The organism is Streptomyces sp. NPDC048436 (assembly GCF_043200355.1).
Classification (GTDB): domain Bacteria; phylum Actinomycetota; class Actinomycetes; order Streptomycetales; family Streptomycetaceae; genus Streptomyces.
In genome coordinates, this window is sequence record NZ_JBICXP010000010.1 from 127,042 (window position 1) to 153,896 (window position 26,855).

At 71.8% G+C, this 26,855-nt stretch carries 24 protein-coding genes and 1 pseudogene; 14 read left to right on the forward strand and 11 right to left on the reverse strand.

The annotated features are described in order from the left end of the window. The first annotated feature begins 49 nt into the window (after nt 1–49). Nucleotides 50–1,492 carry an adenylosuccinate lyase gene (gene purB / locus ACGFX9_RS29705; RefSeq protein ID WP_393479099.1) on the forward strand — a complete coding sequence of 481 codons (1,443 nt, stop codon included), beginning with the start codon at nt 50–52 and terminating at the stop codon, nt 1,490–1,492. A 39-nt stretch (nt 1,493–1,531) separates the two neighbouring features. On the opposite strand, the gene ACGFX9_RS29710 is transcribed toward purB, so the two are convergent. Next, the gene (locus ACGFX9_RS29710) at nt 1,532–2,662 is read right to left on the reverse strand and encodes an agmatine deiminase family protein (protein ID WP_393479102.1); all 1,131 of its coding nucleotides are present in this window, start codon (nt 2,660–2,662) and stop codon (nt 1,532–1,534) included. A 108-nt stretch (nt 2,663–2,770) separates the two neighbouring features. Further along, entirely contained in the window at nt 2,771–3,454 is a 684-nt protein-coding gene (locus ACGFX9_RS29715) for a DedA family protein (RefSeq protein WP_393479107.1), read from the reverse strand. A gap of 133 nt (nt 3,455–3,587) precedes the next feature. Between ACGFX9_RS29715 and ACGFX9_RS29720 the strand changes: the two genes are divergently transcribed. Next, a complete protein-coding gene (locus tag ACGFX9_RS29720) occupies nt 3,588–4,724 on the forward strand; it encodes a sensor histidine kinase (protein WP_393479112.1) in 1,137 nt (378 codons plus the stop codon). Continuing rightward, nucleotides 4,724–5,359, forward strand: coding sequence for a response regulator (locus ACGFX9_RS29725; RefSeq protein ID WP_393479615.1), 636 nt, complete (start codon nt 4,724–4,726; stop codon nt 5,357–5,359). The genes ACGFX9_RS29720 and ACGFX9_RS29725 overlap by 1 nt, the downstream gene beginning before the upstream one ends. A 33-nt stretch (nt 5,360–5,392) precedes the next feature. On the opposite strand, the gene lysA is transcribed toward ACGFX9_RS29725, so the two are convergent. After that, nucleotides 5,393–6,733 (reverse strand): diaminopimelate decarboxylase, encoded by a 1,341-nt coding sequence (lysA, locus tag ACGFX9_RS29730; RefSeq protein WP_393479117.1) that lies wholly within the window; start codon nt 6,731–6,733, stop codon nt 5,393–5,395. A gap of 25 nt (nt 6,734–6,758) precedes the next feature. Then, nucleotides 6,759–7,133, reverse strand: coding sequence for an SAV_915 family protein (locus ACGFX9_RS29735; protein WP_393479122.1), 375 nt, complete (start codon nt 7,131–7,133; stop codon nt 6,759–6,761). Nucleotides 7,134–7,459: 326 nt separating this feature from the next. On the opposite strand from ACGFX9_RS29735, the gene mutA reads away from it, so the two are divergent. From mutA to ACGFX9_RS29765, 6 genes are all read left to right on the forward strand, one after another. Further along, on the forward strand, nt 7,460–9,310 hold the full coding sequence (gene mutA, locus ACGFX9_RS29740; RefSeq protein WP_393479127.1) for a methylmalonyl-CoA mutase small subunit: 1,851 nt from the start codon (nt 7,460–7,462) through the stop codon (nt 9,308–9,310). Continuing rightward, a complete protein-coding gene (scpA, locus tag ACGFX9_RS29745) occupies nt 9,310–11,511 on the forward strand; it encodes a methylmalonyl-CoA mutase (RefSeq protein ID WP_393479133.1) in 2,202 nt (733 codons plus the stop codon). The genes mutA and scpA overlap by 1 nt, the downstream gene beginning before the upstream one ends. Nucleotides 11,512–11,513: 2 nt before the next feature. Beyond that, nucleotides 11,514–12,518 carry a methylmalonyl Co-A mutase-associated GTPase MeaB gene (meaB, locus tag ACGFX9_RS29750; protein ID WP_393479139.1) on the forward strand — a complete coding sequence of 335 codons (1,005 nt, stop codon included), beginning with the start codon at nt 11,514–11,516 and terminating at the stop codon, nt 12,516–12,518. Between the two features lie 85 nt (nt 12,519–12,603). Then, a complete protein-coding gene (locus ACGFX9_RS29755; protein WP_393479142.1) occupies nt 12,604–13,845 on the forward strand; it encodes an alpha/beta hydrolase family protein in 1,242 nt (413 codons plus the stop codon). A 123-nt stretch (nt 13,846–13,968) separates the two neighbouring features. Beyond that, on the forward strand, nt 13,969–15,042 hold the full coding sequence (locus ACGFX9_RS29760; protein ID WP_393479145.1) for an enoyl-CoA hydratase/isomerase family protein: 1,074 nt from the start codon (nt 13,969–13,971) through the stop codon (nt 15,040–15,042). Continuing rightward, nucleotides 15,039–15,599 (forward strand): GNAT family N-acetyltransferase, encoded by a 561-nt coding sequence (locus ACGFX9_RS29765; RefSeq protein ID WP_393479148.1) that lies wholly within the window; start codon nt 15,039–15,041, stop codon nt 15,597–15,599. Before ACGFX9_RS29760 ends, ACGFX9_RS29765 begins: the two co-directional genes overlap by 4 nt. Here ACGFX9_RS29765 and ACGFX9_RS29770 read toward each other — a convergent pair. The 3 genes from ACGFX9_RS29770 to ACGFX9_RS29780 all read right to left on the reverse strand — a co-directional run bounded on the left by ACGFX9_RS29770 (nt 15,577) and on the right by ACGFX9_RS29780 (nt 17,774). Further along, nucleotides 15,577–16,023: a hypothetical protein gene (locus tag ACGFX9_RS29770; RefSeq protein WP_393479152.1), complete on the reverse strand. Its 447-nt coding sequence runs from the start codon at nt 16,021–16,023 to the stop codon at nt 15,577–15,579. The two genes, ACGFX9_RS29765 and ACGFX9_RS29770, sit on opposite strands and share 23 nt — an antisense overlap. A gap of 75 nt (nt 16,024–16,098) precedes the next feature. Next, nucleotides 16,099–16,842, reverse strand: coding sequence for an ABC transporter permease (locus tag ACGFX9_RS29775; RefSeq protein ID WP_393479157.1), 744 nt, complete (start codon nt 16,840–16,842; stop codon nt 16,099–16,101). Between the two features lie 2 nt (nt 16,843–16,844). Next, entirely contained in the window at nt 16,845–17,774 is a 930-nt protein-coding gene (locus tag ACGFX9_RS29780) for an ATP-binding cassette domain-containing protein (protein ID WP_393479160.1), read from the reverse strand. 108 nt (nt 17,775–17,882) lie between these two features. Here ACGFX9_RS29780 and ACGFX9_RS29785 point away from each other — a divergent pair, with 108 nt between their 5' ends. The 3 genes from ACGFX9_RS29785 to ACGFX9_RS29795 all read left to right on the forward strand — a co-directional run bounded on the left by ACGFX9_RS29785 (nt 17,883) and on the right by ACGFX9_RS29795 (nt 21,065). Next, nucleotides 17,883–19,097, forward strand: a complete 1,215-nt coding sequence (locus tag ACGFX9_RS29785) for a sensor histidine kinase (protein WP_393479164.1) — start codon at nt 17,883–17,885, stop codon at nt 19,095–19,097. Between the two features lie 14 nt (nt 19,098–19,111). After that, a complete protein-coding gene (locus ACGFX9_RS29790; RefSeq protein WP_393479169.1) occupies nt 19,112–19,774 on the forward strand; it encodes a response regulator in 663 nt (220 codons plus the stop codon). Between the two features lie 133 nt (nt 19,775–19,907). After that, nucleotides 19,908–21,065, forward strand: a complete 1,158-nt coding sequence (locus ACGFX9_RS29795; protein WP_393479173.1) for an ROK family transcriptional regulator — start codon at nt 19,908–19,910, stop codon at nt 21,063–21,065. Nucleotides 21,066–21,092: 27 nt separating this feature from the next. Here ACGFX9_RS29795 and ACGFX9_RS29800 read toward each other — a convergent pair whose 3' ends face one another. Together ACGFX9_RS29800 and sigJ are read right to left on the reverse strand one after the other, a co-directional pair. Continuing rightward, nucleotides 21,093–21,854, reverse strand: coding sequence for a GntR family transcriptional regulator (locus ACGFX9_RS29800; RefSeq protein WP_393479178.1), 762 nt, complete (start codon nt 21,852–21,854; stop codon nt 21,093–21,095). Nucleotides 21,855–22,114: 260 nt separating this feature from the next. After that, on the reverse strand, nt 22,115–23,005 hold the full coding sequence (gene sigJ / locus ACGFX9_RS29805; protein ID WP_393479181.1) for an RNA polymerase sigma factor SigJ: 891 nt from the start codon (nt 23,003–23,005) through the stop codon (nt 22,115–22,117). Nucleotides 23,006–23,185: 180 nt separating this feature from the next. Here sigJ and ACGFX9_RS29810 point away from each other — a divergent pair, with 180 nt between their 5' ends. Beyond that, on the forward strand, nt 23,186–24,031 hold the full coding sequence (locus ACGFX9_RS29810) for an alpha/beta fold hydrolase (RefSeq protein WP_393479186.1): 846 nt from the start codon (nt 23,186–23,188) through the stop codon (nt 24,029–24,031). A gap of 24 nt (nt 24,032–24,055) precedes the next feature. Here the strand turns inward: ACGFX9_RS29810 and ACGFX9_RS29815 are convergent. After that, a pseudogene (locus tag ACGFX9_RS29815) lies at nt 24,056–25,000 on the reverse strand (DMT family transporter); the annotation flags it as partial. A 14-nt stretch (nt 25,001–25,014) separates the two neighbouring features. Here ACGFX9_RS29815 and ACGFX9_RS29820 point away from each other — a divergent pair. After that, nucleotides 25,015–26,472: a PLP-dependent aminotransferase family protein gene (locus ACGFX9_RS29820; protein WP_393479618.1), complete on the forward strand. Its 1,458-nt coding sequence runs from the start codon at nt 25,015–25,017 to the stop codon at nt 26,470–26,472. Here ACGFX9_RS29820 and ACGFX9_RS29825 read toward each other — a convergent pair. Beyond that, nucleotides 26,430–26,840, reverse strand: coding sequence for a VOC family protein (locus tag ACGFX9_RS29825; protein ID WP_393479189.1), 411 nt, complete (start codon nt 26,838–26,840; stop codon nt 26,430–26,432). The genes ACGFX9_RS29820 and ACGFX9_RS29825 overlap by 43 nt on opposite strands. Between the last annotated feature and the right edge of the window lie 15 nt (nt 26,841–26,855).

A 26,855-nucleotide genomic window follows, 5' to 3' on the forward strand; every position in this document is an offset into this window, starting at 1 on the left:
ATCAGCCCGTGGCGCTGGCCTGCATGAATGCCCAGTAGAATCCGTACACGTGACTTCCGCGCCTGCAAAGCCCCGTATCCCGAACGTCCTCGCCGGGCGTTACGCCTCCGCCGAGCTCGCCACGCTCTGGTCGCCCGAGCAGAAGGTGAAGCTGGAGCGTCAGCTCTGGCTCGCCGTGCTGCGGGCGCAGAAGGACCTGGGGATCGAGGTGCCGGACGCCGCCATCGCCGACTACGAGCGCGTCATCGACGACGTCGACCTCGCCTCGATCGCCGAGCGCGAGAAGGTCACGCGCCACGACGTGAAGGCCCGCATCGAGGAGTTCAACGCGCTCGCCGGGCACGAGCAGGTCCACAAGGGCATGACGTCCCGTGACCTGACCGAGAACGTGGAGCAGCTGCAGGTCCGGCTCTCCCTGGAGCTGGTGCGCGACCGCACCGTGGCGGTGCTCGCGCGGCTCGGGAAGCTGTCGGGTGAGTACGCCGAACTGGTCCTCGCAGGGCGCTCGCACAACGTCGCCGCGCAGGCGACGACGCTGGGCAAGCGGTTCGCGACCACCGCCGACGAGCTGCTCGTCGCCTACCGCCGCGTCGAGGACCTGCTGCGCCGCTACCCGCTGCGCGGCATCAAGGGCCCCGTCGGCACCGCGCAGGACATGCTCGACCTCCTTGGCGGCGACGCCGAGAAGCTCACCGACCTCGAGCAGCGCATCGCCGGGCACCTCGGCTTCGACCGCGCCTTCACCTCGGTCGGCCAGGTCTACCCGCGCTCCTTGGACTACGAGGTCGTCACGGCGCTCGTGCAGCTCGCCGGCGGGCCTTCCTCGCTGGCCAAGACCATCCGTCTGATGGCAGGGCACGAGCTCGTCACCGAGGGCTTCAAGGCGGGCCAGGTCGGCTCGTCCGCGATGCCGCACAAGATGAACACCCGCTCCTGCGAGCGCGTGAACGGCCTCACCGTCATCCTGCGTGGCTACGCGTCGATGACCGGTGAGCTGGCGGGCGACCAGTGGAACGAGGGCGACGTCTCCTGCTCCGTCGTACGCCGTGTCGCCCTGCCCGACGCGTTCTTCGCGCTCGACGGGCTTCTGGAGACGTTCCTGACGGTCCTCGACGAGTTCGGCGCCTTCCCCGCCGTCGTCGCGCGCGAGCTGGACCGCTACCTCCCCTTCCTCGCCACGACCAAGGTCCTGATGGCCTCGGTGCGGGCGGGCGTCGGCCGCGAGGAGGCCCACGAGGCCATCAAGGAGAACGCCGTCGCCTCCGCGCTCGCCATGCGCGAGCAGGGCGCCGAGCGCAACGAACTCCTGGACAAGCTCGCCGCCGACTCGCGCATTCCGCTGGACCGCGCTCAGCTGGACGAACTCATGGCCGACAAGCTGTCGTTCACGGGCGCGGCCGGTGACCAGGTCGCCGCCGTGATCGCGCAGATCGAGGCGGTGCTCAAGGAGCACCCCGAGGCCGCGGCGTACACGCCGGGCGCGATTCTCTAGCCGCCTGTCGAGGAGTGGGCGAGGGGGGCGGGGCGGGGGTCAGGCCTTCGGCTGGTGCTGCGTGGCGCAGTGGATGCCGCCCCCGCCCTCGGCGACGTCGTTGATCTCCAGCTGGACCACCTTCCGCCCCGGGTAGGCCGCTCGGACGATCGCCGCCGCGTTCCGGTCCGCTTTGCGGTCGCCGAAGCGCGGCATGATCACGGCGCCGTCCGCGAACGAGAAGTTGGCGTAGCAGCCGAGGAAATCGTGGCCTCGGCTGCCCAGCTCGGCCGGGTCGGGTTCCGGCAGGTCGACGATCTCGATCTTCCGGCCACGGGCATCGGTGGACGACTCCAGGACGCCGCGTGCCTGGTCGTAGGCGCGGATCCACACGTCCGGCGCGGCGTCCTTCGGCGGGCGGCTGAGCAGGACGACGCCGTCCTCGGCGAAGCGTGCGAGGGAGTCGACGTGGTAGTCGGTGATGTCCTTGCCGCGGACGCCCTTGAACCAGATCACCTTCGTGGCGCCGAGCAGGTCCTTCAGCGCTTCCTCGATCTCGTCCCGGGAGCGGCCGGGGTTGCGGTTGTCGTTGACGAGGGAGCTCTCGGTGACCAGCAGGGTTCCGTGACCGTCGACCTCCAGTGAGCCGCCTTCGGCGGTCAGGGGCGCGTCGACGCGGGGCACGTCGGCGAAGTCGAGGACGGCGCGGGCGACCCGTGCGTCACGCGTGTGCTCCTGCTTGCCGCCCCAGCCGTTGAAGTGGAAGTCGACGCCCTGCGGGCCGTTCGCGCCGAGGACGAAGGTCGGGCCGGTGTCGCGCATCCACAGGTCGTCCACCGGCACGGGGATCACCTCCACCCCTGAACCGCACGCCCGCCGGGCCGCCTCGGCCTCCGTCGGCGCCGCGAGCAGCACCACGGGTTCGAACTCCGCGATCGCGCGGGCGATGCCCGTGATGTCGCCCTGGACGTCCTTGGCCCACTTTCCCCATACGGAGTCCAGCGGCGGCCAGGCCATGAACGTACGGACATGCTCCCGCGTCTCCGCGGGCATGCGGCGCCGCTGATCTCTCGGTTTCCGCTCGCCGGACGCGTTGTCGCCGCCGGGCACGCAGGCGCTCAGGCCGGCTCCGGCCAGCACGGCGGCCGCTCCAGTCCTCAGCAGCGTCCGGCGGTTCGGGCGGCGGATCATGTCGTGACTCCCACTCTCGGCAAGCTGCGCTTCCTGACTGCACTGCCCACCCCTGACTGTCCTGACTGAAATTTCAGTCAGGACAGTCGACGCTAGCACGCGGGAGGTTCAGTCCCGGCGCGACGATCGGTGCTCCCCCTTGCCCGACCTGCGCACCCGCACCGCCACGAAGGCCAGCACGGCGAGCGCGGCGGCAGCGAGGACGCCCTTGGAGTACAGGCCGACCAGATCGGTGACCTGGTGCCAGCGGGCACCCAGCGCGTGGCCGATCAGGATGAAGACGGCGTTCCAGATGAAGCTGCCCGCGGTCGTCAGGGCGAGGAAGACGGGCAGCCGCATCCGCTCGACGCCCGCCGGAATCGAGATCATGCTGCGGAAGATCGGAATCATCCGGCCGAAGAAGACCGCTTTGGTGCCGTGCCGCGTGAACCACTCCTCCGTGCGCTGGATGTCGGAGACCTTCACCAGCGGCAGCCGGGCGGCGATGGCCACGGTGCGGTCCCGGCCGAGCAGCGCGCCGACCGCGTAGAGGGCGAGCGCGCCGATCACCGAGCCCGCCGTGGTCCAGAGCAAGGCCGCGACGAGGCCGAACGAGCCCTGGCTCGCTGCGAATCCGGCGAGCGGCAGGATCACCTCGCTGGGCAGCGGCGGAAACAGGTTCTCCAGGGCGATGGCCACGCCCGCGCCGACGGCGCCGAACGAGTCCATGAGGTCGGCGGCCCAGCCCGCGATGCCGCCGGTGGGGGCTTCGTTCGCGGCAGCGGCGGATTCGTACGCGGCAGTCAGGATCATGCACTCGACGCTACGAACATCCCGCGCGCGGCGGTATGAGGGCGGCCACAGAGCCTTGGTGCGGTGGACCGCAGGCAGCTTTGTGGTTTTCCGCAGTCCGTACGTGTGCGCGACTCGGCTAGCGTGACCGATCATGCGTACGCACATCAAGCGCTGGCTCAGGGTGACGGTCGGCGTCCTCGTCGGCGCGCTCACCGCGGTCGTCGAGCTGGCCTTCGCCCTGGTGGCGGGGGTGTGGCTGCTCGCCACGCTCGGGCGGCGCACCGGGCGCGGCGCCGAGGCCCGCGTGGTGGCCGGGGCCCGACGGCTCGCCGAGATGGAGCGGCGCCGCATGGCCGCCTTCTTCGGCACGGACCTCGCGGCGGCGCCCACCGGCCTGCCCGCGGTCAACTACATCTCCTCTCGCTGGACGGTAGGGCTGCTCGGTGGTGTCGTCCTGGCCTGCGCGCTCATCGGGGCCGGTTATGCCTCGCTCGCCGTGTGGGGGTGGTTCCTCACCGACGTCCGCGCTCCGGGAACCCTGCTGCTCTCCTCGGTCGGCGGTCTCTTCCTGCTCTACCTCTGCGTGCAGGGGACGTACGGCGTCGCGCTCGCGGACGAGCGGCACGCGCGCCGCTTTCTCGGCCCGGACGACGGGCAGCTCATGGAGCGCAGGATCGGCGAACTCGTCGCGAGCCGCGCCGGAGTCGTCGAGGCCGTGCACGACGAGCGGCGCCGCATCGAACGCGATCTGCACGACGGCGTCCAGCAGCGGATCGTGGCTCTCGGCATGCTCCTCGGCAGGGCCCGCCGCGCCTCCGATCCTGAGAAATCGGCGCGGCTCCTCGCCCAGGCGCACGAGGAGTCCCAGCGGGCCCTTGTCGAACTGCGTGACGTCGCCTGGCGCGTCTACCCCGCGGCGCTCGACGAGGGCGGACTCGCCGCCGCCCTGGCCACGGTCGCCGAGCGTGCGGCGATCCCCGTGCGGCTCGACTGCGCGCTGCACGAGACGCCTCCCCCGACCGCGCAGGCCGTGGCGTACTTCGTCGCCGCCGAGGCCGTGACGAACGCGGTCAAGCACTCCGGCGCCACCCTCGTCACCGTCCACGCCGAGCAGCGAGGTGCCGTGCTGCACTTGCGGGTCGAGGACGACGGACGGGGCGGCGCCGACCCGTCCGGCGGCGGTCTGCTCGGGCTCGCCCGGCGCGTCGCCGCCCTGGACGGCACCCTCACCGTGGCCAGCCCCGCCGGAGGGCCCACTCTCATCACCGCGGAGCTGCCATGCGCGTAATGCTCGCCGACGACTCGACCCTGCTGCGGGAGGGCCTCGCCCGGCTCCTCGCGGACGAGGGGCACACGGTCACGGCCTCGGTGGGCGACGCGCGGGCGCTGCTCGACGCCGTGGCCGAGGATCCGCCGGACGCCGCCGTGATCGACGTACGCATGCCGCCGACGCACACGGACGAAGGGCTGCGCGCCGCACTGGAGATCCGTAAGGAGTGGCCGCAGACGAGCGTGCTCGTGCTGTCGCAGTACGTCGAACGGCGTTACGCCACCGAGCTGTTGACCACCGCGACCGAGGGCGTCGGCTATCTGCTCAAGGACCGGGTGGTCCAAGTCGACGAGTTCCTGGACGCCTTGGAGCGGGTCGCGTCGGGTCAGACCGCCTTCGACCCGGAGGTCGTACGGCAGTTGCTGACGCTCAGCAGTCACACCGACCCGCTCCAGCGGCTGACGGCCAGGGAGCGCGAGGTGCTCGGCAAGATGGCGCAGGGGCACACCAACGCGGCGATCGCCGGGCAGTTGTACGTGTCGCAGAGCGCCGTGGAGAAATACATCAACGCCATCTTCGACAAGCTGGAGCTGACCGGCACGACCGGCTACAGCCGCCGCGTGCTCGCCGTCCTGCGCTATCTCGGATCCTGATCTCGGATCCTGACGCTCCTGGCGGGGCGCTCGCTACAGGCCGACATCCCTGCTGCGGAAGTCCTCAAGGGACTCGCGCCGCACCAGGAGCCGCGCGTGCCCGTCGGCGACGGCGACCACGGGTGGGCGCCCGACGAGGTTGTAGCCGGAAGCCATGGAGAGGTGGTAGGCACCGGCCACCGGCACGCCCAGGATGTCTCCCGGCCTTATGTCGCCGGGGAGTTCGACGCCGGACGCGAGCACGTCGCCCGCCTCGCAGTGGCGCCCCACCACGGTCACCGGCGCGGCGGAAGCCGTGGAGTGGCGGCCGATGAGCCGCGGCACGTACCGCACGCCGTACAGCGCGGGCCGCGGGTTGTCGCTCATCCCGCCGTCCACGGCGACGAAGGTGCGTCCGCCGGTGCGCTTGACGGCGAGGACGCGGTAGAGGGCCACTCCTGCGGGGCCCACGATGGCGCGCCCCGGTTCGATGAGCAGCTTGGGCACGGTGATCCCGGCCGCCGCGCAGCTCTCGGTCAGTTCGGCGCGCACCTTGCGGGCGAGCGCCGTGATGTCGAGGGCCTTCTCGCCGGGGCGGTAGGCGATGCCGTGGCCGCCGCCGAGGTCCAGTTCGGGGAGGGTGAGGCCGTGCTGGTCCTTGACGCGGGCCATCAGGCCGACCAGTCGGCGTACGGCGGCGAGGAACGGTTTGTCGGTGGTGATCTGTGAGCCCAAGTGGCAGTGCAGGCCGGTCAGTTCGAGGCCTCTCTGGCCGATGATGCGGGCGATGGCGTGCTGCGCGGAACCGTCGGTGATCGACAGGCCGAACTTCTGGTCGTCGGTGCCGGTGCGGATCTTGGCGTGGCCGCCGGCCGCGATGCCCGGCACCACCCGGACCATCACCTTCTGGCGGCTGCCCGGCGCGACGGCCGCGGCAAGCCGGGCGATCTCCGATGCGCTGTCGATGACGATGCGCCCCACGCCGAGCCGCAGCGCGGCCTCGAGGTCGTGCGGGCTCTTGGCGTTGCCGTGCAGGATGACGCGCTCGGCGGGGAAGCCCGTGGTGACGGCGAGTTCCAGTTCCCCGGCGGAACAGACGTCGAGGCCGAGGCCCTCATCGGCCACCCAGTGCGCCATCGCGCGGCACAGGAACGCCTTGGCGGCGTAGTGGATTTCGGCGTCCGGGAAGGCGTGCAGGTAGGTGCGGCAGCGGGTGCGTACGTCGCCTTCGTCGATGAGATAGGCGGGGGTGCCGAAGCGTTCGGCGATCTCGGTGAGCGGTACGCCACCGATGGCGAGGTCCCCGTGGGTGAGGCGCGCGGTGGACGCGGGCCAGACGGACAGGTCGTCGTCGGCGGTGGCGTCCGGGGTGACCGGAGCGTGCACGGTGGTCATGGCGGGTTCTCCCTTCGCCTCGTCCTTAGCCGATCCGGGTGGTCAGGGCACCGGCCGACGCCGCCCGCGGGGACACTTCGCGCCAGGCGGGGGTGGGCCGCTCGGGTGCGCCGACGGGGTGGGCGGCGAGCCGCGGGTCGACGGTGACCGCGGTGACGCCGAGCGGCTCGGTGAGCGCGCGCAGGGCCGGTTCCGAGAGCCTGATCCATGCCTGCCGGGCGCCGAGGGCCGCGTACAGGCACCGGGGTGTGGTGAAGGCGACGGCGGTACGGCCGCCGAGCGGCGTGCGGAACAGGCGGGCGACGCAGCCCGCGGGTCCCGGCCGGACGGGGACGAAGAGCGGTCCGGCCGGGCCGGGTTCAGAAGGCTCGGGGTCTTCGCCGTACTGGAGCTCTGTCATGGGGGTGCCTCCTTGAGGATCCTGCTTCCGTGAACGGTCGCCCCCTGGGCCGGGCGGGAACCCGGGGGCACGTGGTGACGCTATGCCCGGCGCCGGGTGCGGCCGACCCTCCATGACACGACGTTGACGGCGGCCCGGCCGACGCTGACACGATGCTGACGGCGCGCGGGCCCTCTGCCTGCGGTGACCGTCATCCACCGGCATCAGTCGACATCCGCCGCGGCCGTAGCCGTCCGCTCGTTTGAGATCAAGAGAGCGCGGAAGAGGTCAAGGTCACAGCCCTATACGGCACCCGGTGCCACGGGTTCCGCCCTAGCATCATGCCCATGACGGTCCTGCCTGACGACGGGCTTTCCCTGGCCGCCGAGTTCCCTGATGCGACCCATGAGCAGTGGCAGCGCCTGGTGGAAGGCGTGCTGCGCAAATCGGGTAAGGACGTATCGGGGCCGGCCGCCGAGGAAGCGCTGTCCACCGCACTCGAGGACGGGCTCAGCACCCGCCCCCTGTACACCGCCCGAGACGCCGCGCCCGACGCCGGTTATCCGGGTTTCGCCCCCTTTGTCAGGGGCGGCACCGTAGCGGGCACTGCCCCGTCCGGCTGGGACGTACGGCAGCGGCACGCGACGGCGGATCCCGCGCGCACGAACGAGACGGTGCTCGCCGACCTGGAGAACGGCGTCACCTCGCTGTGGCTCGGTGTCGGTCCGGGCGCGCTCCCGGTCTCCGGTCTCGCCCGGGCCCTCGAAGGCGTCTATCTCGACCTCGCGCCCGTCGCCCTCGACGCGGGCGGCGAATTCGAGCCCGCCGCACGCGCGTTGTTCCGGCTGTACGAGGAGCGGGGCGTCCCCAAGGACGCGGCGCGCGGAACCCTCGGCGCGGATCCCATCGGCCACGAGGCCCGCACCGGCGAGCGGCTCGACCCTGCCGCCGCGGTCGAACTCGCCCGCCTGTGCGGCCAGGAGTATCCCGGTCTGCGCGCCCTCGCCGTCGACGCCCTGCCGTACCACGAGGCGGGCGGCTCGGCGGCGCAGGAGCTCGGCGCCTCCCTCGCCACGGCGGTCGCCTACCTGCGCGAGCTGACCGATGCGGGGCTTGACGTCGAAGCGGCCTGCGCTCAGCTGGAGTTCCGGTACGCGGCAACCGCCGACCAGTTTCTGACCATCGCGAAGCTGCGGGCCGCGCGGCGGCTCTGGGCCCGCGTGGCCGAGGTCTGCGGCGCTCCGGACGCGGGGGCGCAGCGTCAGCACGCCGTGACCTCGCCGGTGATGATGTCGCGCCGTGATCCGTGGGTGAACATGCTGCGGACGACGGTGGCCTGCCTCGGCGCGGGCGTCGGTGGCGCGGACTCCGTCACCGTCCTGCCCTTCGACCACTCGCTGGGCCTGCCGGACGCGTTCGCGCGCCGCATCGCCCGCAACACCTCGACGATCCTCCTTGAGGAGTCGCACCTCGCCCGCGTGATCGACCCGGCGGGCGGCTCCTGGTACGTGGAGCGGCTCACGGATGAACTCGCCCACGCGGGCTGGGAGTTCTTCCAGGAGATCGAGCGCGCGGGCGGCCAGGCCGCGGCCCTGCGCTCCGGTCTGATCGGCGAACGCCTCGCCGCTACTTGGGCCAAGCGGAGCGAGAAGCTCGCCAAGCGCCGTGAACCCATCACCGGTGTCAGCGAGTTCCCGAATCTGACGGAGCGTCCGGTGGAGCGCGAGGCCCCGCCCGTCCAGGCGCCGGGCGGCCTGCCGCGCGTCCGCCGCGACGAGGCCTACGAGATCCTGCGCTCCCGCTCGGACGCGCACCTCGCCTCGACGGGGGCGCGCCCCCGCGTGTTCCTCGCCGCGCTCGGCCCCGCCGCCGCGCACACCGCGCGGGCCTCCTTCGCCTCCAACCTCTTCCAGGCGGGCGGCATCGAAGCCGTACACGACCCCGCGACGGTGGACGCGACGACGGCCGCCGAGGCGTTCAAGACCAGCGGCGCCACGGTGGCGTGCCTCTGCTCCAGCGACGCGCTCTACGAAGAGCAGGCCGACGAGGTCGCCAAGGCGCTCAAGTCGGCCGGCGCGGGGCGGGTGTTCCTGGCGGGACGTCCCGCCGAGCGCCCCGATGTGGACGCGTACGTCTTCGCCGGCTGCGACGCCGTGTCCGTGCTCTCCTCCACCCTCGACCACATGGGAGTGGCGTAATGGCGATCCCCGACTTCACCGGTGTCGACCTGACGTCGGCCGCCGCCGCCGACGTCTCCAAGGACCAGTGGCGCAGCGCCGTCAAGGAGTCCACCGGCAAGGCCGACGACGACCTCCTGTGGGAGACGCCCGAAGGCATCGCGGTCAAGCCGCTCTACACGGGCGCCGACCTCGAAGGCCTCGACTTCCTGGAGACGTACCCCGGTGTCGCGCCCTATCTGCGCGGCCCCTACCCGACGATGTACGTCAACCAGCCCTGGACGATCCGGCAGTACGCGGGGTTCTCCACCGCCGAGGAGTCCAACGCCTTCTACCGCCGCAACCTCGCGGCAGGACAGAAGGGCCTCTCGGTCGCCTTCGACCTGCCGACGCACCGCGGTTACGACAGTGACCACCCCCGGGTGACGGGCGACGTCGGCATGGCGGGCGTCGCGATCGACTCGATCTACGACATGCGTCAGCTCTTCGACGGCATCCCGCTGGACAAGATGACGGTGTCGATGACGATGAACGGCGCCGTGCTCCCCGTACTCGCGCTGTACATCGTGGCCGCCGAGGAGCAGGGCGTACCGCCCGAGAAGCTGGCCGGGACCATCCAGAACGACATCCTCAAAGAGTTCATGGTCCGCAACACCTACATCTATCCGCCCAAGCCCTCGATGCGGATCATCTCTGACATCTTCGCGTACACCTCGCAGAAGATGCCGCGCTACAACTCCATCTCGATCTCCGGCTACCACATCCAAGAGGCGGGCGCGACGGCCGACTTGGAGCTCGCCTACACCCTCGCCGACGGCGTGGAGTATCTGCGGGCCGGTCAGGAAGCGGGCCTGGACGTCGACGCGTTCGCGCCCCGGCTCTCCTTCTTCTGGGCGATCGGCATGAACTTCTTCATGGAGGTCGCCAAGCTCCGCGCCGCGCGCCTCCTTTGGGCGAAGCTGGTCAAGCAGTTCGACCCGAAGAACGCCAAGTCGCTCTCCCTGCGCACCCATTCGCAGACCTCGGGCTGGTCTCTGACCGCGCAGGACGTCTTCAACAACGTCACGCGTACGTGTGTCGAGGCGATGGCGGCGACGCAGGGCCACACCCAGTCGCTGCACACGAACGCCCTCGACGAGGCGCTCGCCCTGCCCACCGACTTCTCCGCCCGCATCGCCCGCAACACCCAGCTGCTCATCCAGCAGGAGTCGGGCACCACGCGGTCCATCGACCCATGGGGCGGCAGCGCGTACGTCGAGAAGCTGACGCACGACCTCGCGCGCCGCGCCTGGCAGCACATCGAGGAGGTCGAGGCTGCGGGCGGCATGGCGCAGGCCATCGACGCGGGCATCCCGAAGCTGCGCGTCGAGGAGGCCGCGGCCCGCACGCAGGCCCGCATCGACTCCGGGCGCCAGCCCGTGATCGGCGTCAACAAGTACCGCGTGGAGACCGACGAGCAGATCGACGTCCGAGCCGTCGACAACTCCTCGGTGCGCACGCAGCAGATCGCCAAGCTGCGCCGGCTGCGCGAGGAGCGCGACGAAGCGGCCTGCCAGGACGCGCTGCGCGCGCTGACGGCGGCGGCCGGACGAGACCCCGGTCCGGGCCTTGAGGGCAACCTCCTGGCGCTCGCGGTCGACGCGGCGCGCGCGAAGGCGACGGTCGGTGAGATCTCCGACGCCCTGGAGACCTCGTACGGGCGGCACGCGGGGCAGATCCGTACGATCTCCGGTGTGTACCGCACCGAAGCAGGCTCCTCGCCGTCCGTGGAGCGCACCCGCACGCTCGTCTCGTCCTTCGAGGAGGCCGAGGGGCGCCGGCCGCGCATCCTGGTCGCCAAGATGGGCCAGGACGGCCACGACCGCGGCCAGAAGGTCATCGCGACCGCCTTCGCCGACCTCGGCTTCGACGTGGACGTCGGCCCGCTCTTCCAGACCCCGGCGGAGGTGGCACGTCAGGCGGTCGAGGCGGACGTGCACATCGTGGGCGTCTCGTCGCTTGCCGCGGGGCACCTGACCCTCGTACCGGCGCTGCGCGCTGAGCTCGCCGCCGAGGGCCGCGAGGACATCATGATCGTCGTGGGCGGTGTGATCCCGCCGCAGGACGTGCCGACGCTCCTGGAGATGGGCGCCGCCGCCGTCTTCCCGCCCGGCACGGTCATCCCGGACGCCGCCTACGACCTGGTGAAGCGGCTGGCGGCCGACCTCGGCCACGGGCTGTGAGCATGGCGGCGCCGAGGATCGACATCGACGCGTACGTCAAGGGCGTACTCGACGGGAAGCGGGCGCAGATCGCCCGCGCCATCACGCTCGTCGAGTCGACCCGGCCCCAACACCGGGCCCTGGCACAGGAGTTGCTGACCCAGCTGCTTCCGCACAGCGGGCGGGCGCGGCGGATCGGCATCAGTGGGGTGCCCGGCGTGGGCAAGTCGACGTTCATCGACGCGCTCGGCACGATGCTGACGGGGCTCGGCCACCGGGTCGCGGTCCTCGCCGTCGACCCGTCGTCCACGCGGACGGGCGGCTCCATCCTGGGCGACAAGACCAGGATGGAACGCCTGTCGGTGGACCCCGCGGCCTTCGTGCGTCCATCGCCCACCGCGGGGACGCTCGGCGGGGTCGCGAAGGCGACGCGCGAGTCGATCGTGGTGATGGAGGCGGCGGGCTACGACGTGGTGCTCGTGGAGACGGTGGGCGTGGGCCAGTCGGAGACGGCGGTCGCGAACATGGTCGACTCGTTCCTGCTGCTCAGCCTGGCCCGGACCGGCGACCAGTTGCAGGGCATCAAGAAGGGCGTCCTGGAACTGGCGGACGTCCTCGCCATCAACAAGGCGGACGGCCCGCACGAACGTGACGCGCGCTCGGCGGCGCGTGAACTGGCTGGCGCGCTAAGGCTGATGCACCCGGCGGATGCGGCCTGGACTCCCCCGGTGCTCAGCTGCAGCGCACGGGAGTCCAGCGGCCTCGACGAGGTCTGGGACCGCCTGGAGCAGCACCGTTCCCTGCTCGACTCCACGGGCCGCCTCGCTGCCAAGCGGCGCGATCAGCAGGTGGACTGGACGTGGACGATGGTGCGCGACGAGCTGCTTGACCGGCTGCGGGGGGATGCGGTGGTGCGGGCGCTGGCCCCCGACCTGGAACAGCGGGTGCGGGAGGGCACGTTGACGGCTACGACTGCGGCCGAGCGGATTCTGGAGGCGTTCCAGGGGGGCGGGGGCAGTTCTCACTGACGCCCGAATCCCCTGACGAAAGTAGGGGGTTGCTCCACACCTTCGTCGCTGCCGGAGGCTTTCCGCGGTTCATACGCTCCAGGGCATGATCAGAATCCGCGTACGGCGCAACGCCGTCACCGTTTTGTTGGCCCTCTCCCTCCTCGCCCCTGCCTTCGCGGCCTGCGCCGAGGACGGCGGCTCGTCGTCGGCGGGACACGCTTCCCCGTCGGCGACGGAAGCCGCGCTCGCCCTTCCGCGCCCAACCGGGTCCTACGAGATCGGCCGGGACTCCCTCCACCTCGTGGACGACAAGCGCCGAGACCCGTGGGTGCCGTCAGCGGGGTCCCGCGAGCTGATGGTGTCCGTCTTCTACCCGGCCCGGCACCGGGGCGGTGACGGCGACCGCGCCCCGTACCTGTCGGCCAAGGAGGCGGAACAGCTCCTGAAGGGGCAGAAGCTGGACAAGGTGATCCACGCCGAGCAGCTGACCTCCGTCCGCACGAACGCCCGTTCCACCGCCCGCCCCGCCAGGGGCAAGCACCCGCTGGTCGTCCTCTCCCCGGGCTTCACGCTGCACCGCGCAACTCTCACCGCGCTCGCGGAGACATTGGCCTCGCACGGTTACCTCGTCGCCGTCGTAGACCACGCGTACGAGTCCTTCGGAACGGAATTCCCGGGTGACAAGGGCTCCTCGCGCATCCGCACCTGTGTCGCGTGCAGGAAGGTCGAGGAGGCGCCGGGCGGTGACGCCGGGGAGAAGAAGATGCTGGCCAAGGCCACAAGGAACCGGGCGGCTGACATCTCTTTCGTCATCGACGAGCTGACCGCAGGGTCCCGCCCAGGCGGGGGGCGGCACCCCGATTACGCGGCGCTCGTCGACACCCGGCGGATCGGGGCCGCAGGCCACTCGCTGGGCGGAAACGCGGCGGCTGTGGCCGCCGGCACGGACCACCGGATCCGCGCCGCCGCCAACTTGGACGGCACGTTCTTCGCCCCGGTGCCGTCCGCGGGTACCAGCCGCCCCGTCCTCATGCTCGGTACCCGCGAGGGTCACAACCCCCGTGCCGACGACGCCACTTGGCTTCAGCAGTGGCAGCGCCTGAACGGCTGGAAGCGCTGGCTCACGGTCGCGGACTCCGGGCACCTCACCTTCACCGATCTGCCGATACTCGGCGAACAGCTGGGGATGACCGACCCGAAGGCCCCGCTCTCCGGCAAGCGCTCGTGGCAGATCACCACCGGCTACGCCACGGCCTTCTTCGACCGACACCTCCGCAACCAGCACCGCCCCCTCCTGGACGACCCCTCGAAAGCCAACCCGGAGGTCGCCTTCCACTCGCCGTGACGGACCAGGGCCGCCCCTTCCGCCGTCCGCCGAAAGCCACACCGTAGATTCGAACCGTGCGTGCGCCGTCCGTCACGCGCTGATCGACCGACCGAGTCACCCGTCGAAGGAGCCACCCGCCCCATGACCACCGCTGACTCCGACGAAGCCCCCGTTCTCCTGCGCACCCACGGCCGCGCGGGGCACATCGTTCTCAACCGTCCCCGTGCCATCAACGCCCTCAACCACGCCATGGTCCGCCTGATCGACGACGCCCTCCGGCGTTGGGAGCGGGACGACGCCGTCGCCACCGTCGTCCTCACCGGGGCCGGTGAACGTGGGCTGTGTGCCGGGGGTGACATCCGGTCCATCCATGACGACATCCGTGCGGGCGGGGGCGCCGCGTCCGTGGACTTCTGGCGTGCCGAGTACCGCCTCAACGCCCGCATCGCCCGCTTCCCGAAGCCGTACGTCGCCGTGATGGACGGCATCGTGATGGGCGGCGGCGTCGGACTCTCCGCGCACGGCGGCGTGCGGATCGTCACCGAGCGCTCCAGGGTCGCCATGCCGGAGACCGGGATCGGCTTCGTGCCGGACGTCGGCGGTACATATCTGCTGACGCGCGCGCCCGGCGAACTGGGCACCCACCTCGCGCTGACCGGCGCAGCCGTGGGCGCCGCCGACGCGCTGCTGTGCGGCCTCGCCGACCATTACGTGCCCTCCGAACGGCTGGCGGACTTCACCGCCGCGCTCGCCGAAGCCGAGGTGAGTGAGGTTGTGGAGGAGTACGCTGCCGCCGCTCCCGAGGGTGAACTCGCCTCCCACCGCGAGTGGATCGACGCCTGCTATGCCGCGGACTCCGTGGAGGAGATCGTCGACCGGCTGTACAACTCCGGTGACCGGGCGGCGAAGGAGACGGCGGAGACGATCCTCGGCAAGTCGCCGACCGCCCTGAAGGTCACGCTCGCCTCCCTGCGCCGGGCCCGCGCCCTCATCTCTTTGGAGGAGGTGCTCGACCAGGAGTTCCGCGTCTCGTCCACCGCGATCACCGCGCCGGACATGGTCGAGGGCATCCGCGCCCAGGTCGTCGACAAGGACCGCGATCCGCACTGGTCCCCCGCCGAGCTCACGCGGGTGACCGACGCGGAAGTGGCCCGCCACTTCGCGCCCCGCGGCGGCGACGAGCTGGGCCTGGCGCCTGATGCGGCCCCGCGGTGACCCTGATCCTGACGCCCCGCCTCGTGCTCCGGCGCTGGCGCGAGACGGACGTCGCACCCATGACCGTGATCAATTCCGATCCCGAGGTGATGCGCTGGATCGGCGACGGTTCCGTCCACGACCGGGAGGAGCAGACACGGTCCACCATGGCGATGTGGGAGCACGGCTGGGACACCGAAGGCTTCGGTCTCTTCGCGGTGGAGGTGCGCGCCACCGGTGAACTCGCCGGGTTCACCGGCCTGTCCGTGCCGCGGTACCTTCCCGAGGTGCTGCCCGCCGTGGAGATCGGCTGGCGGCTCGGACGCTCCTTCTGGGGGCGGGGTCTGGCCACCGAGGCGGCACGCACGGCCCTCGACTTCGGTCTCACCGACCGTGGTCTGGAGCGGATCGTCAGCATCGTCCAGGTGGGCAACGACGCCTCGGAACGCGTCATGCACAAGCTCGGCATGCGCGTGGAGCGAGGAACGCGTGACCCCAACTGCGGCCGGGCCCTGCGCATCCATGCCTACGACGTCCACACCCCCGACGCGTCCGCTACGGCGGATCGATCTCCGTGACCACGGCGAGGAGCTGGAACGGCAGCTCCTTGTCCCACTGCGAGACACCGAGCGCGATCCACCGGCCGTCGACCCGCCAGAGGTGAAGATCCGGCACCGACGCGCTCAGTGAGCCCCACGGCTCCGATACGTCTTCGACCTCGTCCCCGCCCTGCGTCCGCTCGAAGAGGCCGGCCAGGCTGAATATCTGCGGCGCTCCCCAGCGGTCGGCGAGGAGGACCGAAAGGCCGTCGCGCTCGGCGTCGTACTGATCCGCTGTCGCCTCCCACTGCGTGCCGTCGTCCTCCCAGAAGCCGTCGCTCGTCAGTAACTCGGCGATGTGGTACCCCGGACCGCCGACGCCGCTCCCCGACCTGCCGTGCTCCGCGGGGAACTCCCTGGAGCACAGCAGGTCGATCGCGGCGAGATGCTGTGCGGTACTCATGACATCCAGTAAAGCCGCCACCACTGACAACTGGCCCCCTGTCAGGTCCCCGTCCTCAGCATCCGGACATCCGCCTCACGCGTCACGGCGCCGCACGGCCCACCAGCCCGCAAGGAGCGCGGCCCCCGCCCACGCCGCCATCACGGCAAGCCCCGCCCAGGGCCCGAGTGTTCCGGTCGGGTCCTGGTGGAGCACCTGCTGTCCCGCCTTGTCCGGCAGGAACTGGGCGGCGCCGCTCGCGACGTCCCCGACCACGAAGGAGACGATGAGCGTGAACGGGATGAGGATGCTCAGCACGGCGATCCCGCTGCGCAGCAGCGCGGTCAGCCCCGCGGCGAGCAGCGCCATGAGCCCGAGGTACACGCCTCCTCCGACGCACGCCCGGACCGCGCCGTCGTGACCGAGGCCGATGGCGTAGTCCCCCATGAAGGCCTGCCCTGCCAGGAAGCTGACGAAGCTGGTGACGATCCCCACGCCGAGCGCCAGCGCCCCCACCACGGCGACCTTGGCCCCGTAGAAGAGCCCTCTGCGCGGCACCGCGGAGAGCGAGATCCGCAGGGCCCCGTTCAGATACTCGGAGGACATCGCCGTCGTACCGAAGCTGATGGCGGCGATCTGGCCGAAGTTGAGCGCGTAGAAGGCACCGAAGAGCGGTTCGAAGCCGGCGTTGTCCGCCTCCGCCGTGCCGATCGAGGCGAGCGCGAGCACGGTGATGGCGACGGTGGCAAGGAAGACGGCGATCAGCGACCCGAGACCGGCCCGCAGCGACCTGATCTTGATCCACTCCGAGTGGAGCACGGCGGTTGTGGTCATGGTCATGGTCAGACCTCCTGGCGGGGCGTCGGCGCGGCGGCGAACTCGGTGTCGTCGGCTGTGAGGGCGAGGTAGGCCTGCTCCAAGGAGGCCTGCTGGTCGGAGAGTTCAAGGAGGGGGACGCCGTGCCCGGCGGCGATGGCCCCGATCTCCTCGGCCTTCGCGCCGTCCACCGTCCAGCGGCCGTCGTCCCCCGCGGTCATCGCGTACCCCTTGTCCGCGAGGAGGTCCCGCAGCCGCTCGCTCTCCGGGGTGCGCAGCCGGACCCGCGGGGCGCTGTGCGCCTCGATGAAGTCCCGCATCGAGGTGTCGGCGAGCAGCCTGCCCCTGCCGAGGACGATCAGGTGGTCGGCGAACGTGGCCGTCTCGTTCATGAGATGGCTGGACACCAGCACCGTGCGGCCCTCGCGTGCGAGGCGTCGCACCAACTCGCGGATCCAGATGATGCCTTCGGGGTCGAGCCCGTTGGACGGCTCGTCCAGCATGACGGTCCTGGGGTCGCCGAGGAGCGCCGCCGCGATGCCCAGGCGCTGGCGCATGCCCAGGGAGAACGTCTTGATCCGGCGCCCGGCCACCGTGGTGAGTCCGGCCTCTTCGAGGACCTCGTCCACGCGGCGCGCGGGGATGCGGTTGCTGACGGCGAGGGCGAGGAGGTGGTTCCTTGCCGTCCGCGATCCGTGCGCGGCCTGGGCGTCGAGCAGGGCTCCCACGTGGCGCAGAGGTTCGTCGATGGCCGCATAGGAACGGCCGCCCACGGTCGCGCTCCCCGAAGTGGGCCGGTCGAGGCCGAGGACGAGGCGCATGGTGGTGGACTTGCCGGCGCCGTTGGGGCCGAGGAAACCGGTGACCTTGCCCGGGCGGACGGTGAACGACAGGCCGTCCACCGCGCGGACGGTGCCGTACTCCTTGGTGAGGTCTTGGACGTCGATGCTGGTCATGGGCCCAGACTCGCGGCCCGGCGGGTGGTGGGTCTTCCCCCGCCCGGGGAGTCCGCCTCCCCCGCACGGGGGAACCGAACGGCGAGAGGTGGCTGGCACGATGGCGTGATGCCCCACTTCCTCAGGCCGCTCACCCGCGCGGTCACCTACACGCGTTGGCTGCATCTGCTCATCGGTTCGGCCATCGCGTTGATGATCGCGTTCGTCTATCCCGGCCTCAGCGATCCTTCGTACGCCGACTGGGCGCTGATCGTGGTCCAGCCGGTCCCGCTGGTGGCGGCGGCCGCCCTGCTGCCGTCCATGCGCCGTGCGGAGGGGCTGCAGGCCCGGCTGATGCTGTTCCCGGGGCAGCACGCGCGCGTGCCGGGCGATGACGAGGATCCCGGCGTCTCCGTCGCCCCCTCCGCGTCCTGGCGCGACCGGGGCAGGACGGCGGCGTGGCTCGTGCTGCGCCTTGAGGCCGGGGCGGCGGGCGCGTTCTGCACGGTGCAGCTGCTCGGGACCATGCTGGCCCTGCTGGGTGCCGCCTCGGAGCCCGCCGAAGACCCCGGGCTGCTCCTCCCCGTCCCCGCCCCGAACTGGACCAACCCGCTGCTCGCGCCGCTCCCGGTGCTGCTCCTGCTCGCGCTTGCCGTGGTGGCGGGCCGGCTGATGGCGGCAGCCGCCCGCCGGCTCCTTGGCCCCTCCCCCGTGGAGCGTCTCGCCGCCCTGGAGGTGCGCACCGAGCAACTCCTCGAACGCAACCGCATCGCACGGGAACTGCACGACTCCATAGGTCACGCGCTGACCATCGCCGTCGTCCAGGCGGGCGCGGCCAAGGCCGCGGCCGACCCGGAGTTCACGGACCGCGCCCTTGACGCGATCGCGGACACCGGCCGGGCCGCCCTGGAGGACCTGGAGCGCGTCCTGCGCGTCCTGCGGGAGGACGCGCGGCCCGCGAGCGGACGCCCCACACTCGGCGACGCCGAGCGGCTCCTGGACTCCGCGCGGGCCTCGGGGGCGAAGGTCGACATCGAAGTGACGGGCCGGCTGGAGCGGTTGCCGGGACCGGTCACCCGCGAGGCCTACCGGATGCTTCAGGAGGCGCTCACCAACGTGCTGCGCCACGCGGGTCCTGTCCCGGTGCGGATACGGCTCACGGTCGACGAAGCCGCCCTCGTGATGGACGTGCGCAACGCCCTGCCCGCGGGCGGAGAGGCCACCGGCCGCGGGGGCAGCGGGCTGCGCGGCATCCGCGAGCGGGCGGCCCTGCTCGGCGGCCGGGCCACGACGGGCCCGCGTGAGGGTGAGTGGCAGGTGCACGTCGAGCTGCCCCTCGGGTGACCTACGCTGGCCGGATGCCTGTCACCGTCCTGCTCGTCGACGACGAACCCCTCGTACGCACGGGCCTGCGAGCCGTCCTGGAGGCGCAGCCCGACATCGAGGTGGTCGGCGAGGCGGCCGACGGCGCCGCGGTGATCCCCCTGGTGCGTCAACTGCGCCCGGATGTGGTCGCCATGGACGTCCGCATGCCGCTGCTCGACGGCATCGAGGCCACGCGCGCCGTCCTGCGCACCGTGCACGACCCGCCGAAGATCCTCGTGGTGACGACCTTCGAGAACGACGAGTACGTGTACGAGGCGCTGCGCGCGGGCGCCGACGGCTTCCTCCTGAAGCGGGCCCGTCCCGCGGAGATCGTGAACGCCGTGCGTCTTGTCGCGGAGGGCGAGTCGCTGTTGTTCCCCGCAGCGGTGCGGCAGTTGGCGGACGAGTACGGGCGGCGCCCCGGCAACGCGGGGGCCAAGGCAGCCCTGGAACGGGCGGCGCTCACCGAGCGCGAGGCGGACGTGCTGCGTCTCATGACGCGGGGCCTGTCGAACGCGGAGATCGCGGCGGAGCTGGTCGTCGGCGCCGAGACGGTCAAGTCACATGTCAGTTCCCTGTTGGGGAAGCTGGGCGCCCGCGACCGGACGCAGGCCGTGATCGCCGCGTACGAATCCGGTTTCGTCGCGCCCGGCTGAGCGGCGGCCCGAGCGGCCGGGCCGAGCGAGGGGAAGATCGGCACACTGTGTGACAGATGGGCCCGGCACTCGCAGCGACCGGCCACGGCGAGTACGATCCGGCCAACATGCGCACGAGCTGGGAGGACGGACGTTGGGGCGGCTGACCGGCGGGGATCCCTCTCTGCTGCGGCGGATCAACTCCGCGGTGGTGCTGCACGCGCTGCGTGCGACGGACTTCGCGACACTCACCGAGGTGACCCGGGTGACCGGGCTCTCCCGGCCCACCGTCGAGGGCGTGGTCGAGGGGCTGATCGAGGCCGGGCTCGTGGTGGAGACCGCCGCCGAGGAAGGCGCGGCCAGACGCCAGGGACGGCCCGCCCGGAGGTTCCGCTTCCGGGCGGAGGCGGGGCATCTGCTCGGCCTGGAGATCGGCCCGCACCGGGTGGCCGCCGTCCTCTCGGACCTGGACGGCCGGGTCCTTGGCACGACGGCCAAGGTCGTGGACGAGACGGCCCCGGCTGACGAACGCATCGAGCGCCTGCGCACGGCGGTCGCCGACCTGCTGCGCCGGGGCGGCATCGCCCGCAGCTCACTGCGGGCGGTCGGGGTCGGCAGTCCGGGCATCGTCGAGGCGGACGGCACGGTCCGCCTGGGCACAGCCCTGCCGGAGTGGACAGGTCTCCCGCTGGGCGAGCGCCTTCGCAGGTCCTTCAAGTGCCCGGTCCTGGTGGAGAACGACGCCAACGCGGCGGCCGTCGCCGAGCACTGGAAGGGCGCGGCGATGGAGTCCGACGACGTGGTGATGGTCCTCGCCGGGCTCAGCCCGGGAGCCGGTGCGCTGATCGGCGGGCGGCTGCACCGCGGCTACGGAGGCGCGGCCGGGGAGATCGGCGCGCTGCATCTGCTGGGCCGTGACGTGACCCCGGAGACGCTGCTTTCGACCACGGACGAGCCGCTGCATCCGCTCGACGAGCAGGCGGTGGCGGAGGTGTTCGCCCACGCGCGCGAGGGCGACGAGCGGGCGAAGCAGGCCGTCGAGCGGTTCATCCAGCGCCTCGTGCACGATGTGGCGGCGCTGGTCCTCGCCCTTGACCCCGAACTGGTCGTCGTCGGCGGCTGGGCGGCAGGCCTCGACGGCGTGCTCGAACCCCTGCGCCGGGAGCTGGCCCGCTACTGCCTGCGGCCACCCCGGGTGGCCCTGTCGATACTCGGCGAGGCCGCCATCGCCACGGGCGCGCTGCGCCTAGCGCTCGACCATGTCGAGGAGCAGCTGTTCGCGGTGGAGGGGACGGTCACGGCGCGGCGCTGAAAGCGCCGCGCTCGGGTCGGGCGGGCGTCAGGAGGCCTGGCGCTCCGGGCCGTGGTGGATCTCGACGCCGACCGCGTCACCGAACGTGAGGCGGCAGGTGTCGGCGCGGTAGGTCGCCGCGGAGACCGCGGCGGTGCGTCCCTCGGCCAGGAAGCGGGTCGTCACGACGAGGACCGGGGCGCCGGGCAGCCGGTCGAGCGCCTTGGCGTCGTCCGCGCGGGCCGAGCCCAGCTCGACGGCCCTGTCCTGCCCTTCGAGACCGAGCCGGTGCAGCTCACGCAGCACGGCACGCGCACGCGCGGGCCCGGACGGGGCATCGATGGCGGACAGTTCCGCGACGGATGACAGCGGGACGTACAGCAGCTCGGCGGCGACGGGCTGGCCGTGCGAGACGCGCGTACGACGCACCACGTGTACGGGCTCTTCGGGCTTGGTCTCCAGCATGCGGGCCACCGCGGCGGGCGGGACCGCCGGCGCGCAGTCTACGGGCTGCCAGGCGTCGCCGACCGCGCCCGGCCATGTGCCCTGTGCGGATCCGACGGCCACACCCATCCGCGGCGGGGCGACAGTCGTGCCGACCCCGCGGCGGCGCTGCAGTCGGCCTTCGAGCTCCAACTGCTCGAGCGCCTGACGGAGCGTGGCGCGGGCGACGCCGAAGCGGGCCGCGAGATCACGTTCGTTGGGCAGGATCTCGCCCACGGCGAACTCGGAGTCGAGTGCCTCGCTGAGCACGGTCTTGAGGTGCCAGTACTTCGGCTCCGGTGCCGTTTCCAGCTGCGTGGTCCCCACCCTGTCCTCCGCAATCGCCGTGTACCGGCGGCGTTTTAGCGCCCTTGTTTATTAAAGGTTCCTGCACTATCTCTGCGACGATAGAGCCGCACCCACCCTTGGTCAAGACCAATCCTCGATCCGTTACAGCCCGCACAGGGTCGATGCCACAGAGCATTCACGCGATGTTGGCGTACGGCCACGCGCGCGTGGCCCACACGACGAAACCCCCGCCCTTGATGGACGGGGGTTGGCCGGTCGCCGACTGCGCCGGCCGGCGTCTATACGCCGAGGCCGAGCAGCTTGTCCGGGTTGCGGATGATGTAGACGTATCGGATCTGCCCGTCGACGACGTCCAGTTGGAAGACGCTGTCCGGTTTGCCGTCGACCACGACCAGGACGGAGTCGGCGCCGTTGATCTCCAGGAAGCGGAACTCCACCTTCGCACCCTCGGCCACGCCCTTGCGGGCCGCGCCGTCCAGGAAACGGCCCACCTTGTCGGCGGTCTCGATGACGCGCAGCGGCGCCTTGGCCTTGCCACCGCTGTCGCCGACGAGGCGTACGTCCGGGGCGAGCAGGGACATCAGGCCGTCCAGGTCGCCCTCGGCCGCCGCGGCGAGGAACCGCTCGGTCAGGTCGCGGCGCTCGTCCGGGTCCACGTCGTAGCGCGGCCTGCGCTCGTCGACGTGTTTGCGGGCCCGCGCCGCGAGCTGCCGGACGGCAGGTTCGCCGCGGTCCAGCGTGAGGGCGATCTCCGCGAACGGGAACCCGAAGGCCTCCCGGAGCACGAACACCGCGCGCTCCAGCGGCGACAGGGACTCCAGGACGACCAGGACGGCGAGTGAGACCGAATCGGCGAGGACGGCCTGCTCGGCGGTGTCGGGGACAGTGGGGCCGTAGTCGGTGATCAGGGGTTCGGGCAGCCACGGCCCCACGTAGGACTCGCGCCGGGACTGCACGTGGCGCAGCCGGTCGATGGCGAGCCGCGTGGTGACGCGCACCAAGTAGGCACGCGGTTCGCGCACTTGCGTCTGATCGGCCGCCGACCAGCGCAGCCAGGCGTCCTGCACGACGTCCTCCGCGTCGGCCACCCGGCCGAGCATGCGGTAGGCCACGCCCATCAGGACGGGTCGGTGCTCTTCGAAGACGTCGATCGCGGTGTCCGTTGCCACCTCTCCATCCCACCTGACGGATCACCCGCTGTCCAGACGCATCGGGTGCGTCGCACCCCACACCGGACCGGCGACCGTCGCGCCACCCCTTGAACTGAAGGCTACTGAGCGGTAATTGTTGCTGACAAGGTGTCTAAGGTGTCTGAGGACCGTCGCCAGGCGGCGGGGAGTGGAGCAGCAATGGCCGCAGAGGTGTCCTTCAGCGTCGAATCGACCGGCGGCCCGCGGACGGTGTCCGTCGCGTACGAACGCGCGGGCGAGGGAGAGCCCCTGCTCCTGCTGCACGGCATCGGCCACCACCGTCAGGCATGGGGCTCGGTGTTCGACATCCTGGCGACGGAGTACGACGTCATAGCCGTGGATCTCCCGGGCTTCGGGGAGTCTCCCGCGCTTCCCGACGGGCTTCCCTACGACATCTCCACGGTGGTGTCCGTGCTCGGCTCGCTGTGCGAGGCGCTTGAGATCGAGCGCCCGCATGTGGCGGGCAATTCCCTGGGCGGGCTTCTCGCCCTTGGGCTCGGCCGCGAGAAGCTCGTGCGGTCGGTCACCGCGCTCTCCCCCGCCGGTTTCTGGACGCCCGCGGAGCGGCGGTACGCGTTCACCACCCTGCTCGCGATGCGGCACGGGGCGCGGCTCCTTCCGCTGCCGATGATCGAGCGTCTTTCGCGGACGGCTGCCGGGCGGGCGGCGCTCACGAGCACCATCTACGCCCGCCCGGGGCGCCGTTCACCCGAGGCCGTCGTCGCCGAGACGCTCGCGCTGCGTGACGCCCAGGGGTTCGAGCAGACGCTGGCCGCCGGGCGCGACGGGCTCTTCGGCTTCGATGTGCCCGGACTCGCGGTCACCGTCGCGTGGGGCAGCCGTGACCGGATCCTGCTGCGCCGCCAGGGGATCCGCGCCAAGCACACCGTTCCCGGCGCCCGTCTGGTGCGGCTGCCCGGCTGCGGGCACGTCCCGATGAACGACGACCCGGCCCTTGTCGCCCGCGTGGTCCTCGACACGTGCCGCCGCGACCCTGCCGCGTAGCACGCCGGAGCCCAGGGCCACCCCCGTCCCGACGAGCGCGCTCCCCACGGCCTGCGGCACTCCGTAGCCGCCGGTGCCGACCAAGGGGGCGGTGAAGGCCGCCGCCACGGGGATCAGACCGGAGAAGAGGGTGGCCCGCTCGGCACCGATGCGCTGGATGCCCGAGTACCAGCAGACGAACCCGATGACGGTGACGATCGCCGCCTGCCACAGCAGGGCCGCAGCCTCGGTGGTGTCAGGCACCCGCAGCATGTCCCTGCCGTCGGCCACGGCGCCGATGGCGGCGGACTCGACGGCGGCGATCCCGCACACCGTGGCGGAGAGCAGCTTCGGGCCGAGCGGCCGCAGGACGGGCACGGCGAGGACCGCGAAGCCGACCTCGCCCGCGAGCGCGCCGACCGAGAAGACGATGCCGACCGCGTCGGTGCGCCCCCAGCCCTGCACGGTGAAGGCTCCTGCCGCCACGATCAACGCGCCGTACATGACGGCCCGTTGTGGCCGACGACCCTCCAGTAGAGGCACGATCACCGCCACGACGACCGGGGCGCACCCTACGAAGACACCCGGTACGGCAGGTTCCGCCGTTCGTTCGGCGGCGAGGATCGCCAGGTTGAAGCCGACCATGCCGACGGCGGCGAGGACCGCGAGCCGCCCCCACTGCCGTCGCGTCAGCCGGCGCAGCGGCGCGGTGCCGCCCCGCCCGAGCAGCGGCAGGAGCAGCAGACAGGCCAGGCCGTAGCGCAGGAACTGGCCGCCGGCGTACGGGTAGTCGCCGAGGAGGCTGTTGGCGGTGAAGGAGCCGCCTACGAGGAGGCAGGCGAGGGCGGCGAGCAGGGAGCCGCGGGTGAGGTTCGCGTTCATGTCCCTGACGCTAGGCAGGGACGCGGACCGGTTTAAGGTCCACTTCCGGGGGCTGTTCGGGGACCACTTGCCGGCGCCGGAACGCACAGGAGGTGCATCACGTGACATCGGATTCAGGGCGGATGCCTGGGACCGCCGCTTGGGAGCTGCTGCTCCCCGCCGCGTCCGCCCCCGCCCGCAGCCGTGGCCGCAGCCTCCAGTCGGCGCTGCGCGAGGCGGTCAGGTCCGGGCGGCTGGCACCAGGGACGCGGCTGCCGTCCAGCCGTGAACTCGCCGCCGATCTGGGCGTCTCACGTGGCCTGGTCACGGAGGCGTACGAGCAGCTGACGGCCGAGGGCTATCTGCGCAGCGACCGCGGGGCGGGGACCTGGGTGGGCGGTGCGGCGAGGGCCGCCGCACGAGGGGCCCGTGATCTGGCGCCGCGTCCCGTGCACGCGCGCGTGGACTTCATCGCGGGAACCCCCGACCTGTCCCTGTTCCCGCGCGCCGCGTGGGCCGCCGCGCACCGCGGTGTGCTGGCCGAACTGCCGCACCACGCGCTCGGCTACCCCGACCCGCGCGGTCTGCCCCGGCTGCGTACGGCCCTCGCCGAACTGCTCGTTCGCCGCCGGGGCGTGGTCGCCGACCCGGAGGGGATCGTCGTGTGCTCCGGAGTCGCGCAGGCCATGGCGCTGGTCGGTTTCGTGCTCCACGCGCGCGGGGTGCGTGCCATCGGCGTCGAGGACCCCGGAAGCCCGCAGGCCGCCGACCTGTTCGCGTCGGCGGACGTCGCCACGGTGCCGGTCCCCCTCGACGACGAGGGTGTGGTCACCGGCGTACTGCGGGAGCGGGGCCTGCGCGCCGTGGTCACGACGCCCGCCCATCAGTTCCCCCTGGGCATCGGCTGTTCGGCGCGGCGGCGCACCGAACTCCTCGACTGGGCCAGGTCCGTGGACGGTCTGGTCGTCGAGGACGACTACGACGGGGACTTCCGCTACGACCGCGCCCCGGTGGGCGCGCTGCAGGGACTCGACCCCGAGCACGTCGCGTATACGGGCTCGGTCAGCAAGTCGCTCGCTCCGGGGCTTCGCCTGGGCTGGCTCCTTGTGCCGGAGTCGATGACCGAGGAGGTCGTCGCCCGCAAGCGGATGATGGACCTCGGCAATCCCTCGCTCGACCAGGCGCTGCTCGCCCGGTTCATCGAACGCGGTGACTACGACCGCCAGTTGCGCCGCTGCCAGCGCGCCTACCGCGAGCGCAGGGACACCCTGGTCGCGGCGCTCGACGAGCACTTTCCCGGCGCCGAGGTCACCGGCATCGCCGCCGGGCTGCACGTCATCGCGCGGCTCCCCGACCGCTGGGGGCCGCAGGAGGCGTTTCTTCGGCGGGCGTCGGCGGCCGGGGTCGCGGTCAGACCGCTGAGTGAGTACGGCTCGGCGGACGGCTCCGGGGTGCGGCTTGTCCTCGGGTACGCGCACCTGACGCCCGCGAGGATCATCGAGGGGGTGCGGCTCCTCGCCGAAGCCGCGCAAGGTCCGGATCCTGATCCGGGACGCGATCAGGAGTTGGACCACGCGCGCGTGCAGAGCACCAGACGGTAGCCGTCCGGGTCCTCGATGGTGACGCCCCACTCGTTCCAGTAGGGGTTGGGCGATGTGACGCGCTTGCCGCCGTGCGCTTCGAGACGGGCCACCAGCTCCTCGGGGACGGGCTCATCGACGTAGATGACGAGCAGGTCCTCCTCCGTGGGCCGGGGCTTGACCGGCTTGCCCGGCTCGTGGACGAGTTCGAGATGCCAGGACGCGTCCGGCCATCCGGCCATCAGCAGGTCGTGCTCACCGGGAACGTCACCACCTTGCGACCGCCATACGACGTCCAGGCCGAGGCCCGTCACCCAGAACCGCTCCGCCGCCGCGAGGTCACGGGACGGGCGGGCGATGCGGATGTGGCTCTGCCCGTTGACCGGCATGGGCTCCCCCTTCGG

Excerpts from the sequence above, each read along its gene's own strand:
- ACGFX9_RS29720 (WP_393479112.1), top strand. The coding sequence starts at position 3,588 with ATGCGTACGCACATCAAGCGCTGGCTCAGGGTGACGGTCGGCGTCCTC.
- ACGFX9_RS29710 (WP_393479102.1), bottom strand. The coding sequence starts at position 2,662 with ATGATCCGCCGCCCGAACCGCCGGACGCTGCTGAGGACTGGAGCGGCC.
- ACGFX9_RS29770 (WP_393479152.1), bottom strand. The coding sequence starts at position 16,023 with ATGAGTACCGCACAGCATCTCGCCGCGATCGACCTGCTGTGCTCCAGG.
- meaB (WP_393479139.1), top strand. The coding sequence starts at position 11,514 with ATGGCGGCGCCGAGGATCGACATCGACGCGTACGTCAAGGGCGTACTC.
- ACGFX9_RS29715 (WP_393479107.1), bottom strand. The coding sequence starts at position 3,454 with ATGATCCTGACTGCCGCGTACGAATCCGCCGCTGCCGCGAACGAAGCC.
- lysA (WP_393479117.1), bottom strand. The coding sequence starts at position 6,733 with ATGACCACCGTGCACGCTCCGGTCACCCCGGACGCCACCGCCGACGAC.
- ACGFX9_RS29825 (WP_393479189.1), bottom strand. The coding sequence starts at position 26,840 with ATGCCGGTCAACGGGCAGAGCCACATCCGCATCGCCCGCCCGTCCCGT.
- ACGFX9_RS29775 (WP_393479157.1), bottom strand. The coding sequence starts at position 16,842 with ATGACCATGACCACAACCGCCGTGCTCCACTCGGAGTGGATCAAGATC.
- scpA (WP_393479133.1), top strand. The coding sequence starts at position 9,310 with ATGGCGATCCCCGACTTCACCGGTGTCGACCTGACGTCGGCCGCCGCC.
- ACGFX9_RS29810 (WP_393479186.1), top strand. The coding sequence starts at position 23,186 with ATGGCCGCAGAGGTGTCCTTCAGCGTCGAATCGACCGGCGGCCCGCGG.
- ACGFX9_RS29735 (WP_393479122.1), bottom strand. The coding sequence starts at position 7,133 with ATGACAGAGCTCCAGTACGGCGAAGACCCCGAGCCTTCTGAACCCGGC.
- ACGFX9_RS29780 (WP_393479160.1), bottom strand. The coding sequence starts at position 17,774 with ATGACCAGCATCGACGTCCAAGACCTCACCAAGGAGTACGGCACCGTC.
- ACGFX9_RS29790 (WP_393479169.1), top strand. The coding sequence starts at position 19,112 with ATGCCTGTCACCGTCCTGCTCGTCGACGACGAACCCCTCGTACGCACG.
- ACGFX9_RS29725 (WP_393479615.1), top strand. The coding sequence starts at position 4,724 with ATGCTCGCCGACGACTCGACCCTGCTGCGGGAGGGCCTCGCCCGGCTC.
- ACGFX9_RS29820 (WP_393479618.1), top strand. The coding sequence starts at position 25,015 with ATGCCTGGGACCGCCGCTTGGGAGCTGCTGCTCCCCGCCGCGTCCGCC.
- mutA (WP_393479127.1), top strand. The coding sequence starts at position 7,460 with ATGACGGTCCTGCCTGACGACGGGCTTTCCCTGGCCGCCGAGTTCCCT.
- ACGFX9_RS29755 (WP_393479142.1), top strand. The coding sequence starts at position 12,604 with ATGATCAGAATCCGCGTACGGCGCAACGCCGTCACCGTTTTGTTGGCC.
- ACGFX9_RS29785 (WP_393479164.1), top strand. The coding sequence starts at position 17,883 with ATGCCCCACTTCCTCAGGCCGCTCACCCGCGCGGTCACCTACACGCGT.
- ACGFX9_RS29760 (WP_393479145.1), top strand. The coding sequence starts at position 13,969 with ATGACCACCGCTGACTCCGACGAAGCCCCCGTTCTCCTGCGCACCCAC.